General features: G+C 72.3%; 11 protein-coding genes. 4 read left to right on the top strand and 7 right to left on the bottom strand.

The features are described 5' to 3' along the window. Positions 1-41 precede the first annotated feature (41 nt). On the top strand, positions 42-2,588 hold the full coding sequence (locus tag ABWI07_RS28220) for a RelA/SpoT family protein (protein WP_375708367.1): 2,547 nt from the start codon (positions 42-44) through the stop codon (positions 2,586-2,588). Positions 2,589-2,650: 62 nt separating this feature from the next. On the opposite strand, the gene aspS is transcribed toward ABWI07_RS28220, so the two are convergent. From aspS to ABWI07_RS28205, 3 genes are read right to left on the bottom strand one after another with little or no spacing between them, the layout of a single operon-like run. Further along, positions 2,651-4,411, bottom strand: a complete 1,761-nt coding sequence (aspS, locus tag ABWI07_RS28215) for an aspartate--tRNA ligase (protein ID WP_149264746.1) — start codon at positions 4,409-4,411, stop codon at positions 2,651-2,653. Further along, a complete protein-coding gene (hisS, locus tag ABWI07_RS28210; RefSeq protein WP_149264747.1) occupies positions 4,408-5,688 on the bottom strand; it encodes a histidine--tRNA ligase in 1,281 nt (426 codons plus the stop codon). Before hisS ends, aspS begins: the two co-directional genes overlap by 4 nt. Positions 5,689-5,699: 11 nt before the next feature. Next, positions 5,700-6,440 (bottom strand): MBL fold metallo-hydrolase, encoded by a 741-nt coding sequence (locus tag ABWI07_RS28205; RefSeq protein ID WP_353820303.1) that lies wholly within the window; start codon positions 6,438-6,440, stop codon positions 5,700-5,702. A 218-nt stretch (positions 6,441-6,658) separates the two neighbouring features. Between ABWI07_RS28205 and ABWI07_RS28200 the strand changes: the two genes are divergently transcribed. Both ABWI07_RS28200 and ABWI07_RS28195 read left to right on the top strand, forming a co-directional pair. Then, a complete protein-coding gene (locus ABWI07_RS28200) occupies positions 6,659-7,408 on the top strand; it encodes a peptidylprolyl isomerase (protein ID WP_149264749.1) in 750 nt (249 codons plus the stop codon). Between the two features lie 73 nt (positions 7,409-7,481). Further along, positions 7,482-8,717 carry a DUF349 domain-containing protein gene (locus ABWI07_RS28195; protein WP_149264750.1) on the top strand — a complete coding sequence of 412 codons (1,236 nt, stop codon included), beginning with the start codon at positions 7,482-7,484 and terminating at the stop codon, positions 8,715-8,717. A gap of 43 nt (positions 8,718-8,760) precedes the next feature. On the opposite strand, the gene ABWI07_RS28190 is transcribed toward ABWI07_RS28195, so the two are convergent. From ABWI07_RS28190 to ABWI07_RS28175, 4 genes are all read right to left on the bottom strand, one after another. Continuing rightward, positions 8,761-9,324, bottom strand: a complete 564-nt coding sequence (locus ABWI07_RS28190; protein ID WP_149264751.1) for a TIGR03086 family metal-binding protein — start codon at positions 9,322-9,324, stop codon at positions 8,761-8,763. Between the two features lie 65 nt (positions 9,325-9,389). Continuing rightward, positions 9,390-10,019 carry a DUF305 domain-containing protein gene (locus ABWI07_RS28185; protein ID WP_353820302.1) on the bottom strand — a complete coding sequence of 210 codons (630 nt, stop codon included), beginning with the start codon at positions 10,017-10,019 and terminating at the stop codon, positions 9,390-9,392. After that, positions 10,016-10,669: a thioredoxin-like domain-containing protein gene (locus ABWI07_RS28180; protein WP_353820301.1), complete on the bottom strand. Its 654-nt coding sequence runs from the start codon at positions 10,667-10,669 to the stop codon at positions 10,016-10,018. The genes ABWI07_RS28185 and ABWI07_RS28180 overlap by 4 nt, the downstream gene beginning before the upstream one ends. Before the next feature lie 105 nt (positions 10,670-10,774). Continuing rightward, positions 10,775-11,224, bottom strand: coding sequence for a hypothetical protein (locus ABWI07_RS28175; protein ID WP_353820300.1), 450 nt, complete (start codon positions 11,222-11,224; stop codon positions 10,775-10,777). Between the two features lie 282 nt (positions 11,225-11,506). Here ABWI07_RS28175 and ABWI07_RS28170 point away from each other — a divergent pair, with 282 nt between their 5' ends. After that, positions 11,507-12,769: a replication-associated recombination protein A gene (locus ABWI07_RS28170; RefSeq protein ID WP_200842443.1), complete on the top strand. Its 1,263-nt coding sequence runs from the start codon at positions 11,507-11,509 to the stop codon at positions 12,767-12,769. Positions 12,770-12,781 lie beyond the last annotated feature (12 nt).

Here is a 12,781-nt window from a genome sequence, read left to right as displayed (position 1 = left end):
CGGCACGCGAGTGCGGCGCCCGGATGGACTAGGGAGGCTGGGTGCCAGGTGAGGTGGTATCGACCGACGCGGTGAACGCCGCCGCCGAGGAACGGCGCGCGCCGCCACCGCCCGACGTCCGGCCGCCCGAGCCCGACGACTCCGCCGCGCGGACGTCCAAGCCCCCCGCGCAGACGTCCGACTCCGCTACGCAGACGTCCAAGCCCGCCGCGCAGACGTCCGAGTCCGCCGCCCCGCCCGCCCAGCCATCGAGATCCGATGTTCCCCCAGCCAAAGGCCCAGGCGCCGCCCCGGACGCCGACGACGCGTCCGGGTCCGCCGTCCCGTCCAGGCCCACGCCGGCCACGATCCCGCCGTCCGCCGCCCGGGTGCGCCGCAGGCTCGCCAGGTTGGGCGCCCAGCGCGGCCCCGCTATGAACCCGGTACTCGAACCTCTGATCAAGACGGTCCGCAACACGCACCCGAAGGCGGACCTCCGGCTCATCGAGCGCGCCTACGACGTGGCCGCGCACTACCACCGCCACCAGAAGCGCAAGAGCGGCGACCCCTACATCACGCACCCGCTGGCGGTCGCCACCATCCTCGCCGAGCTCGGCATGAACACCGAGACGCTCTGCGCGGCGCTGCTGCACGACACCGTCGAGGACACCCCCTACACCCTCGACCAGCTGAGCGCCGAGTTCGGCGACGAGATCGCCGCCCTGGTCGACGGCGTCACCAAGCTCGACAAGGTCAAGTACGGGGAGGCCGCGGAGGCCGAGACCGTCCGCAAGATGGTCGTGGCGATGTCCCGCGACATCCGCGTCCTGGTGATCAAGCTCGGCGACCGGCTGCACAACATGCGCACGCTGCGCTACATGCCGCGGCACAAGCAGGAGAAGAAGGCCCGCGAGACCCTGGAGGTCTTCGCGCCGCTCGCGCACCGCCTCGGGATGAACACGCTGAAGTGGGAGCTGGAGGACCTCGCGTTCGCCACGCTGTACCCCAAGCGGTTCGACGAGATCGCCCGCCTGGTGTCCGAGCGCGCCCCGCGCCGCGACGTCTACCTCCAGGAAGTGATCGAGAACGTCTCCACCGACCTGCGCGAGGCCCGGATCAAGGCCACCGTGACGGGCCGGCCGAAGCACTACTACTCGATCTACCAGAAGATGATCGCGCGGGACGTCAGCTTCGACGACATCTACGACCTGGTCGGCATCCGCGTCCTCGTCGACAGCGTCCGCGACTGTTACGCCGCCCTCGGCTCGATCCACGCGCGGTGGAACCCGGTCCCCGGCCGGTTCAAGGACTACATCGCGATGCCGAAGTTCAACATGTACCAGTCGCTGCACACGACGGTGATCGGCCCCGAGGGCAAGCCCGTCGAACTGCAGATCCGCACCTGGGGCATGCACCGCCGCGCCGAGTACGGCGTCGCCGCGCACTGGAAGTACAAGGAGGAGACGGTCGGCGGCCGCAAGGCCGGTGACATGCAGTGGCTCCGCCAGCTCCTCGACTGGCAGAAGGAGACCGCCGACCCGGCCGAGTTCCTGGAGTCGCTCCGCTTCGACCTGTCGGTCTCCGAGGTGTTCGTGTTCACCCCGAAGGGCGACGTGATCGCGCTGCCGCAGGGCGCGACCCCCGTCGACTTCGCGTACGCGATCCACACCGAGGTCGGGCACCGATGTATCGGCGCCCGCGTCAACGGCCGCCTCGTCCCCCTCGAATCGACCCTCGACAACGGCGACACCGTCGAGGTCTTCACCTCCAAGTCGCCCGACGCGGGCCCGAGCCGCGACTGGCTCGGCTTCGTCAAGAGCGCCCGCGCCCGCAACAAGATCAAGCACTGGTTCTCCAAGGAGCGCCGCGACACCGCGATCGAGTCCGGCAAGGACGCCATCGCCCGCGCGATGCGCAAGCAGAACATGCCGCTGCAGCGGATGATGTCCGGGGAGGCCCTCCTCGCTCTCGCCCGCGACATGCGCTACCCGGACGTGTCGTCCCTGTACGCGGCCGTCGGCGAGAGCCAGGTCTCGGCGCAGCACGTCGTCCAGCGCCTCGTGGACGCGCTCGGCGGCGTCGAGAGCGCCGAGGAGGACCTCGCCGAGATCGCGCTGCCGACGCGCCGCAAGCGCACCCGCCCGGCGGGCGACCCGGGCGTCGTCGTCGCCGACGACCCGGACGTGTGGGTCCGGCTGTCGCGCTGCTGCACTCCCGTCCCCGGCGACGACATCGTCGGCTTCGTGACCCGCGGCCACGGCGTCTCGGTCCACCGCGCCGACTGCGCCAACGTCGAGAGCCTGAAGTCGCAGCCGGACCGCCTGATCGACGTCAAGTGGTCCCCGGGCGAGGACTCGGTGTTCCTCGTCGCGATCCAGGTGGAGGCCCTCGACCGCCCGCGGCTGCTGTCGGACGTGACCCGGGTCCTGTCCGACCAGCACGTCAACATCCTGTCGGCGTCGGTCACCACGACCCGCGACCGTGTCGCCGTCAGCCGCTTCACGTTCGAGATGGGCGACCCGAAGCACCTCGGCCACGTCCTGAAGGCCGTCCGCTCCATCGACGGCGTCTACGACGTCTACCGGGTGACCAGCGGCGCCCCTCGCTAGGAGCGCCGGGAGCAGAGAAAGGGGGCGGTCGCATCGCTGCGGCCGCCCCTTCTTCGTCGAGGTCAGTTCTCGGCGGGTTCGTCCTCGGGGATGACGTCGACGCCCGCCTCGGCGCGCTGCTCCGGGGTGATGGGGGTGGGCGCCGCGGTCAGGGGGTCGTGGCCGGACGCGGCCTTCGGGAAGGCGATCACGTCGCGGATGGACTCCTGGCGGGCGAGGAGCATGACCACCCGGTCCCAGCCGAACGCGATGCCGCCGTGCGGGGGCGGGCCGAACTTGAACGCCTCCAGCAGGAAGCCGAACTTGGACTCCGCCTCCTGCTTGGAGAGGCCCAGCACGTCGAAGACGCGCTGCTGCATCTCGGCGCGGTGGATACGGATGGAGCCGCCGCCGATCTCGTTGCCGTTCAGGACTAGGTCGTAGGCGTCGGCGAGGGCCGGGCCCGGGTCGTCCTGGAAGGTGTCGGCGAACTCGGGCTTGGGCGCGGTGAACGGGTGGTGCACCGACGTCCAGCCGATCTGCTCGCCCTTGTCGTCCTCGACCGGCTCGAAGATCGGCGCGTCCACGACCCAGACGAACTCCCAGGCGGACTCGTCGATCAGGCCGCGGCGGCGGCCGATCTCCAGGCGCGCGGCGCCGAGGAGCTCCTGGGTGGAGTGCCGCTTGCCGGCCCCGAAGAAGACCGCGTCGCCGGGGGAGGCGCCGGTCTTGGCGGCGAGGCCCTCCTTCTCGGCGTCGGAGAGGTTCTTGGCGACCGGGCCGCCGAGGGTGCCGTCCTCCTGGACGAGCACGTAGGCGAGGCCGCGTGCGCCGCGCGCCTTCGCCCAGTCCTGCCAGCCGTCCAGCTCCTTGCGGGTCTGGGACGCGCCGCCCGGCATGACGACCGCGCCGACGTACGGGGCCTGGAACACGCGGAACGACGTGCCGGCGAAGTACTCGGTCATGTCGGTCAGCTCGTTGCCGAACCGCAGGTCGGGCTTGTCGGAGCCGTAGCGGGCCATCGCGTCGGCGTAGGTGATGTGGGGGATCGGGCGGGGGATCTCGTACCCGGCGATCTCCTTCCACAGGCGCGCCACGAGGTCCTCGCCGACCTTGAGGACGTCGTCCTGCTCGGCGAACGACATCTCGATGTCGATCTGGGTGAACTCGGGCTGCCGGTCGGCGCGGAAGTCCTCGTCGCGGTAGCAGCGGGCGATCTGGTAGTAGCGTTCGAGGCCGCCGACCATGAGGAGCTGCTTGAACAGCTGCGGCGACTGCGGGAGCGCGTACCAGTGGCCCGGCTGGAGCCGGACGGGGACGAGGAAGTCGCGGGCGCCCTCCGGCGTTGACCGGGTGAGGGTGGGCGTCTCGACGTTCACGAAGCCGTGCTCGCGCATCACCTCGTGCGCCAGGAACGAGGCCTCCGAGCGGACCTTCATCGCCCGCGCGACGCTCTCGCGCCGCAGGTCGAGGTAGCGGTACTTGAGGCGGATCTCCTCGTTGACGTTGACGTCGCCCTCGATGGGGAACGGCAGCGGCGCCGCGTCCGACAGCACCTCGATGTCTGCGGCGGCGACCTCGACCTCGCCGGTGGGCAGGTCGGGGTTCTCGTTGCCCTCCGGCCGCACGCGGACCTCGCCGACGACCTTGACGCAGTACTCGGCGCGCAGGTCGTGCGCGGTGTCCTCCTCGCGGAAGACGACCTGCGCGGTGCCGGAGGCGTCGCGCAGGTCGATGAACGTGACGCCGCCGTGGTCGCGGCGGCGGCCGACCCAGCCGGCCAGCGTTACCTGCTGCCCGGCGTGCTCCTTGCGGAGCGTCCCCGCCTCGTGGGTGCGGATCATTTGGAGAGCCTTTCCTTCAACGTCGTGGTGAGGTCGGTGAGCGGGACGGCGGTCTGCTCGCCCTCGGCCAGGTCCTTGACCTGGGCGACGCCGTCCGCGATATCTCGCTCCCCGAGGATCACGGCGTACCGGGCGCCCGAGCGGTCCGCGTCCTTCATGGCGCCCTTCAGCTTCTTGCCGCCGAACGCCATGTCGGCGGCGATCCCGGCGCGGCGCAGCTCGGCGACGAGCGCGAACACGCGCCGCTCGGCGGCGTCTCCGAGCGCCACGCCGAACGCCTCGCAGCGGGGCTTCGCGGCGAACGCGGGGCCCTCCGCGTCCGACGACTCGGCCTCCAGCGCGAGGATCGTGCGGTCCAGGCCGAGGCCGAACCCGATGCCGGGCAGGGGCGGGCCGCCGATGTCCTCCGACAGCCCGTCGTAGCGGCCGCCGCCGCCGATGCCGGACTGTGCGCCGAGCAGAGGATGGTCGAACTCGTAGGTGGTGCGGGTGTAGTAGTCCAGCCCGCGGACGAGGGTGGGCGTGTCCTCCCACGCGATGCCGAGGTCGGCGAGCAGTTCCCGGACGCGGTCGTGGTGCGCCTTGCACGCCGGGCACAGGTGGTCGGCCATCAGCGGGGCGCCCGTGAGCTGCTCGCGCACCTTGGGGCGCTTGTCGTCCAGCACCCGCAGCGGGTTGATCTCGACGCGGGCGCGAGTGTCCTCGTCCAGGTCGAGGCCGCGCAGGAAGTCCTGCAGCAGGGCCCGGTAGGCGGGGCGGCACTCCTTGCAGCCGAGCGAGTTCAGCAGCAGCCGCACCCGGGTCAGGCCGAGGGACCGGTACCAGTTCCACGCGATCGCGATCGTCTCGGCGTCGACCTGCGGGTCCTCGCTGCCGATCGCCTCCAGGTCGAGCTGGTAGAACTGCCGGTAGCGGCCCTGCTGGGGGCGCTCGGCGCGGAACGCGGCCCCGGTCGTCCACACCTTCACCGGCAGCGAGCCCTTGTGGAGGTTGTTCTCCAGGACGGAGCGCAGCACCGACGCGGTGAACTCGGGGCGCAGCGTCAGCGACCGGCCGCCCCTGTCCTCGAAGGTGTACATCTCCTTGGACACCACGTCGGTGGACTCGCCGACGCCGCGCCGGAACAGGTTCGTGTCCTCGAACACCGCCAGTTCCAGGTAGCCGTAGCCGGCCAGCCTCGCCTGCTCGGCGAAGGCCTCCCGGATGGCGTAGAAGAGGTCCGCCCGCGGCGGCACGTATTCGCTGACCCCCTTGGGGGCCCGGAAGCTCGAACTCATGATCTTTTAGGTCAGAATCCCTTGTCAGGTCCGTCCGCGGGGACCGCCCGGTTCCCCAGGGGGGACGACCCCCCTGGACCCCCCGGCGAAAGCTCGCTCAGGAACGGATTGGTCGCGCGCTCGCGGCCGATTGTGGTCTGGTCGCCGTGCCCGGGCAGGACGGCCGTCTCGTCGGGCATGGTGAGGCACACCCGGGACAGGCTGGCGAGGATCTGCTCGTACGACCCGCCCGGCAGGTCGGTGCGCCCGATGGAGCCGGCGAACAGCAGGTCCCCGGTGAACATCACGTCCGGGACCTCCTGCGTCTTCGGCGTACGGAACGTCACCGACCCGGGCGTATGGCCCGGTGCGTGGTCGACGGTGAAGCTCATCCCCGCCAGCTCCAGCACCGCCCCGTCGGCCAGTTCGCGCACGTCGTCGGGCTCGGAGAGCTCCAGGCCGCCGAACAGCTGCTGCCCGGGGCCCAGCGACAGGCCCTTGGCGGGGTCGGTCAGCAGGTCGCGGTCGTCGGGATGGACGTAGGCCGGGACGTCCTTGGCGCCGCAGACCGGGGCCACCGACCAGACGTGGTCGAGATGGCCGTGCGTCAGCAGCACCGCGACCGGCTTCAGCCGATGCTCGCGCAGGATCCCCTCGATCCCGGCCTCGGCGTCCTGGCCGGGGTCGATGATCACGCACTCCTCACCCGCGGCGGGCGCCACGACGTAGCAGTTCGCGGCGAACGATCCAGCGGGGAACCCGGCGACGAGCACGGTCGTCCTTCCTTAGAACCATCCCTGTGGGCGTGTTCGAGGGTACCGGCGCGGCCATGGCCACCGCGAACGAGATAGGGCGGCCGACGTGTCGCGGGCCCGACCCGCCGGGGCGCGGGCGGGCGGGAGGCGCTCCCTGAACGCGGAGGCGCTTTTACTGCCGGGTACCGCTACTATGCGCTGCACGTTCACCTGATCACACCGGAGAGGCGAGGCACGTGGCGGCGAAGGACCGCAAGAAGCAGCTCGCGCGGCAGCGCTACGAGCGCCAGCAGCAGCGGCAGGCGCAGGAGGCGGCGCGGGCGCGCCGACTCAAGATCATCACCGCCGCGGCGGTGGTGGCGGTCATCGTGGTGGGCGGCGCCGCGTTCATGGTGCTCAGCAAGGACGACAAGTCCACGGCGGCGGGGCCCAAGTGCACCTACAAGGCGGCCAAGCAGGACGGCGCGCCCCAGGGCATCGGCACCCCTCCGGGCAAGCCCGCCTACTCGGACGTCGTGCAGACGACGATGAAGACCAACCAGGGCGACGTGGAGATGCAGCTGTACGGCAGCAAGGCGCCGTGCACGGTGAACTCGTTCGCGTACCTGGCGCAGAAGAACTTCTTCGACAAGACCACGTGCCACCGTATGACGAGCGGCGGCCTGAACGTCCTGCAGTGCGGCGACCCGACCGCGAAGGGCACCGGCGGGCCGGGCTACCAGTTCGCCAACGAGAACACCGAGGGCGCCACGTACACCGAGGGCACGCTCGCCATGGCGCACAGCAGCCTGCCGGACTCCAACGGCAGCCAGTTCTTCATGGTCTACAAGGACTCGCAGCTCCCGCCGGACTACACGGTCTTCGGAAAGATCACCAAGGGGCTGGACGTGCTGAAGAAGATCGCCGCCGCGGGCTCGGACCCGAAGGGCGACGGCGCGCCCAAGAAGAAGGTAGAGATCCAGGACGTCACGATCGCCGGGAAATAGGCGAACGGGATACTAAGGTGTGGAGGGTCCGGCCGCCGTGAGCGCGTCCGGACCCGCGATTCAGGAGGCAAGGGTGTCCAGCGCGACCGATCCCTGGGGCCGGGTGGACGAGGACGGCACCGTCTATGTCAAGACGGCCGACGGCGAGCGGGTCGTCGGGTCCTGGCAGGCCGGCGCGCCCGAAGAGGCCCTGGCCTACTTCAAGCGCAAGTACGACGCTCTGGTCACCGAGATCGGCCTGCTGGAGCAGCGGGTCCGCACCACCGACCTGCAGCCGGCCCAGGCCCAGCAGAGCATCGACCGGCTCCGCGAGGCCGTCGCCGAGGCGCACGCCGTCGGCGACCTCGACGCCCTCCTGCGCCGCCTCGACGGCCTGTCCGAGCAGGTCGGGCGGCGCCGCGAGGAGGTCAAGGCCCAGCGCGAGCAGCACCGGCACGAGGCGCGCGAGGTCAAGGAGCGCATCGTCGCCGAGGCCGAGCGGATCGCGGTCGAGGAGACGCACTGGAAGAACGGCGGCGAGCGCCTGCGCCAGCTGGTCGAGGAGTGGAAGGCCGCCGACCGCATCGACCGGCCCACCGAGACCGCGCTGTGGAAGCGGCTGTCGTCCGCGCGCAACGCCTTCACCAAGCGCCGCAAGGCCTACTTCGCGACCCTCGACGACCAGCGCGAGGAGGCCCGGCGGGACAAGGAGCGCCTGGTCGCCGAGGCCGAGGCGATGTCGGGTTCCACCGACTGGGGCGAGACGGCCGCCGCGTACCGCGACCTGATGCGCCGCTGGAAGCTGGCCGGGCGCGCCTCGCGGGACGTCGAGGAGGACCTGTGGGCCCGCTTCAAGGGCGCCCAGGACACCTTCTTCCAGGCCCGCAGCGCCGCGTTCGCCGAGCGCGACGCCGAGTTCCGCGAGCACGCCGAGGAGAAGGAGAAGATCCTCGCCGAGGCGGAGCGGCTGCTCCCGGTGCGCGACGTCCGGCAGGCCCGGCAGGCACTGCGCGCGATCCAGGAGCGCTGGGAGGCCGCCGGGATGGTGCCGCGCGACCAGCGCGACCGGCTGGAGGGGCGGCTCCGCAAGATCGAGGAGGCCGTCCGCTCCGCCGAGGAGAACGAGTGGCGCCGCACCAACCCCGAGGCCCGCGCCCGCGCCGAGGCCACCGTCAACCAGCTGCGCAGCTCCATCGAGCAGCTGGAGAAGCGGCTCGGCAAGGCCCGCGAGGCCGGCCGCGCGAAGGACGTCAAGGAGGCCGAGGAGGCCCTCAGCGCCCGCCGCGCCTGGCTGGAAGAGGCCGAGCGCACCCTCGCCGAGTTCTCCTGACCTCCGAGCCGTCCTCTCCGCCGCTGGGCCGCTCTCCCGCTCTCTAGGCCGTGCGCCCCAGGAAGGCGAGCATGCGCGTCTGCTCGTCCGCGCCTCGCGGGGCGGGCAGGGGCGGGGCCAGGTGGCCCTCGGCCCGGAGCGAGGCGGCGACCACCTGGGCGGTGGCGAACGCGTGGTGGACGAGGTCGGGGTCCAGGCGGGCCGGCTGGCCCGTCGCCCGCGCCAGGTCCCAGGCGTGCACCAGCGGCTCCAGGATGTACCCCTCCAGGAAGTCGCCCAGGGGCAGCTCGCCCAGCCCGCCGAACGGGATGGGACGGTCCAGCGCGTCCGGGGTGAGGGACGCCGCGCACTCCTTGCGGGCGGCCCGCCAGCTCATCAGGACGTCGCCCGGGACGAAGCGCGCCGGGCCGGAGTTGACGTCCGGCTCGGGCTCTCCCGTGGCAAGCGCCCGGACCAGGAACTGGCCGCCGGTCACGTGCCCGGCGACGTCCCGGGCGGTCCACCCCGCGCAGGGCGACGGCGCGTCCCACCCGTCGCGGGGGACGCCGGCCACCAGGCCCTCGAAGAGGTCGAGGGCCCGGTGGTAGCCGCTGAGGTTGTGAGCCATGGTGGTCAGTGACCCGCGATCCGACGGCGCTGTCAAGCGCTATGGCGAAGCCGGCGGTCGCCCGATCACACGGCGGCGGCCCCGCGCTGCCGGAGCATCGCGTTCATCTGCGTGATCTCCGCCTGCTGCCCTTCGACCATCGTGCGGGCCAGCCGCCGCACCCTCTCGTGCCCGGTGCGCTCCAGCACCGCCCGCGCCATCCCGACGCCGCCGCGATGGTGGGCGATCATCAGTTGCAGGAACAGCACCTCGGCGGCCCGGCCGGAGGCCTTCTCCAGGTCGGCGAGCCGGCCGCGCGGCGCCATGCCCGGCATCGCGGCCGCGCCGCCGCCGTGGCGGCCGCCGTGACCGGACATCCAGCGCATGCGGCCGGACGGATCGGTCTTCGGCAGGTCCCACTCGTCCAGCCAGGCCGTCATCATGCCGATCTGGGCGGACTGGGTGTTGATGATGTCGTAGGCCAGCAGCCGCGTCTCGGGATCGTCCGTGCGGTCCCTGACGATGAACGACATCTGCACCGCCTGGGCGTGGTGAGCGCTCATGTCGCGGGCGAACCCGGCCTCGGGACCGTCCGTGCCGGGCCGTTCCGAGCGGGAGACGGCGAGCGCGACCAGGACGGCGCCGGCGAGCAGCACCAGGACCGCGAGGACGACGGTGGCGCGCCGCCCCCGCGGCGCCGCGGGGGCGGTGCTCACGGGGTGTCCTTGCCGCCGGAGCAGGCCGCGCCCGGCTCGGGGGTCTGCGGCCCCTTCACGAAGGACCGCAGGAACCGGTCCACGCGCGGGTCGTCGGCCTTCTGGACCCGGACCTGCCGGCCCCAGGCGGTGAGCGTGATGGGCGAGCCCTGGGCCGGGTAGGGGCTGAGCATCGTGTAGTCGGTGGCGCCGACCTTGCCCTTGAGCGCTTCGAGCTGGTCCGCGGCGAGGCCGGGGCGGTAGGTGACCCAGACGGCGCCGTGCTCCAGCGAGTGGACGGCGTGCTCGTTCCGCAGCGGCGCGCCGTAGACGCGGCCGTCGCAGTTCTGCCAGACGGGGTTGTGGTCGCCGCCCATCGGCGGATCGGTGTCGTACTTGACGGCGCCGCCGACGTGGCCGCGGCCGAGGCCGTCCTTCGTCACCAGGCCGGGCAGGGACTCGTCGGCGGACGACCTGGTCTGCATGAACGCGAAGCCGATGGCGACGACCGCCACCAGGCCGATCACGGTGAAGAACGCGATGCCTCCCCACGGGACCTCGCGCTGGGTCAGCGCGTTCTTGGGAGGGCTCTTCCTGGCGCTGTTCTTCGTGGCGCCGTTCTTCGTGGCGGTGTTGCCGCGCGCGTTCTTGTTGCGGGCGCTCTTGGACATGCGGGTGTCCTCTCAGGGGTGCTGTAGGTCGGTACGGACAGGAGGCGGCGCCGCATCGGCAGAAGGGCGATGCGGGCGCGCGAAACGGCCGTGGGGCCGGTCCGTCTACAGCCGGAGAACCTGGAGGGAGGGCGAGAACGCGAGGACGAGCCCGGCGCCGGACGGCGGGGAGAGCGTCCAGCCGAAACGGGCGGGCAGGCGGGAGAGGGGCCTGCGCAGGCCGGCGGCCAGGGCCAGCAGGACGAGGGTGAACAGGACGGCCAGGCACAGGCACGCGTTCATGGGAACGTGAGCCGGAGCCTTCACCGGAGAGAGGGACGCAGCGCCCTGCGCAGGGCTGTGAGAGCCCTGGAGCGCCGATGCCCCGGCACCCGCGTCACCGTGGCCCGTGAGGGCCCAGGGGGCGCCGACGGGAACGCTCACGGCGTGCTGGGTGCAGATCCGCGGCGGCGGCGCGTGGCCCAGCCCGTAGCTGAACACCAGGCCGCCCACGACGAACAGCGCCACGAGCAGACCTGCCGGCCCGTGGCGCGGTCGTGGGGCCGTAGCGGACACCGTCACTCTCCTGATCGCGCCTTCCGGGCTGTTCCAACGCCGCGGCCGCCGTCCGGGTTCCCGCCCGCCGTGCTCCCGCGCGGCCCCCCGCCGCGGACGTCCGGGACCGTCCGAGCCGCGAGATAGTGTCGGAGCGTGACCAGCAGGACGGAATCGGGCGAGCCGGAGGGCCTCTTCGACGCTCCGGAGCGGGACGGGGGCGACGCGGTCCCGGCGGACGCGCGGTCGGAGCCGCCGGCGGCGCCCGCCCGGGGCGGCGCGGAGCAGCCGCTCGCCGTCCGCATGCGCCCCCGCTCCCTGGACGAGGTCGTCGGGCAGGGCCACCTGCTCGGCGCCGGCACGCCGATCAGGCAGCTCGTCGACCGGGACGTGCCGATGTCGCTCGTGCTGTGGGGCCCGCCGGGAACCGGCAAGACGACCCTGGCCACCGTCGTCAGCCATGTCACCTCCCGCCGCTTCGTGGAGATCTCCGCGGTCAGCGACGGCGTCAAGCGCGTCCGCGCCGAGATCGACCTGGCGCGCCGGGAGCTCGGCATGACGGGGCGCCAGACGGTCCTGTTCGTCGACGAGGTGCATCGCTTCAACAAGGCCCAGCAGGACGCCCTGCTGCCCGCGGTGGAGAACCGCTGGGTGTCCTTCATCGGCGCCACCACCGAGAACCCGTTCTTCTCCGTCATCAGCCCGCTGCTGTCGCGCTCGCTGCTGCTCACCCTGGAGCCGCTCGGCGAGGACGACCTGCGCGAGGTGATCCGCCGCGCCCTCACCGAGGAGCGCGGACTGGACGGCGCGGTCGCCCTCGACCCCGCCGCCGAGGACCACCTCGTCCGGCTGGCCGGCGGCGACGCCCGCCGCACCCTCACCTACCTGGAGGCCGCCGCGCTCGTCGTCGACGAGGGCGCGACCATCGACGTCGACGTACTGGAGAAGGCCGTCGACCGGGCCGCCGTCCGCTACGACCGCGAGGGCGACCAGCACTACGACGTCATCAGCGCGTTCATCAAGAGCATCCGCGGCAGCGACGTCGACGCGGCGCTGCACTACCTGGCCCGCATGATCGAGGCGGGCGAGGACGCCCGGTTCATCGCCCGGCGGCTGATCGTGCACGCCAGCGAGGACGTCGGCATGGCCGACCCGACCGCGCTGCAGACCGCGGTCGCCGCCGCCCAGGCGGTGGAGTTCGTCGGCCTGCCCGAGGCCCGCATCAACCTCGCCCAGGCCGTGATCCATCTCTCCCTGGCGCCGAAGTCCAACGCCGTGATCAGGGCGGTGGACGGCGCGCTCGGCGACGTCCGCAAGGGCCTCGCCGGGCCCGTCCCCGGGCACCTGCGCGACGCGCACTACAAGGGCGCCGCGAAGATCGGGCACGGGCAGGGCTACAAGTACGCCCACGACCACCCCGGCGGCGTGGTCCGGCAGCAGTACGCGCCCGACGCCGTGGACGGGCGGGAGTACTATCGCCCCACCAGGCACGGCGCCGAGGCGCGGTTCACCGAGGTCCTCGCGCGGATCCGCTCCGTGCTGCGCGGCACCGCCGACCGGCGTTGATCGATCTTCCCC

The sequence above is a fragment of the Actinomadura sp. NPDC000600 genome (genome assembly GCF_040492135.1).
Lineage (GTDB): Bacteria > Actinomycetota > Actinomycetes > Streptosporangiales > Streptosporangiaceae > Spirillospora.
The sequence above is the reverse complement of the archived record's forward strand: the minus strand, read 5'-3'. Positions and strand labels throughout refer to the sequence as shown.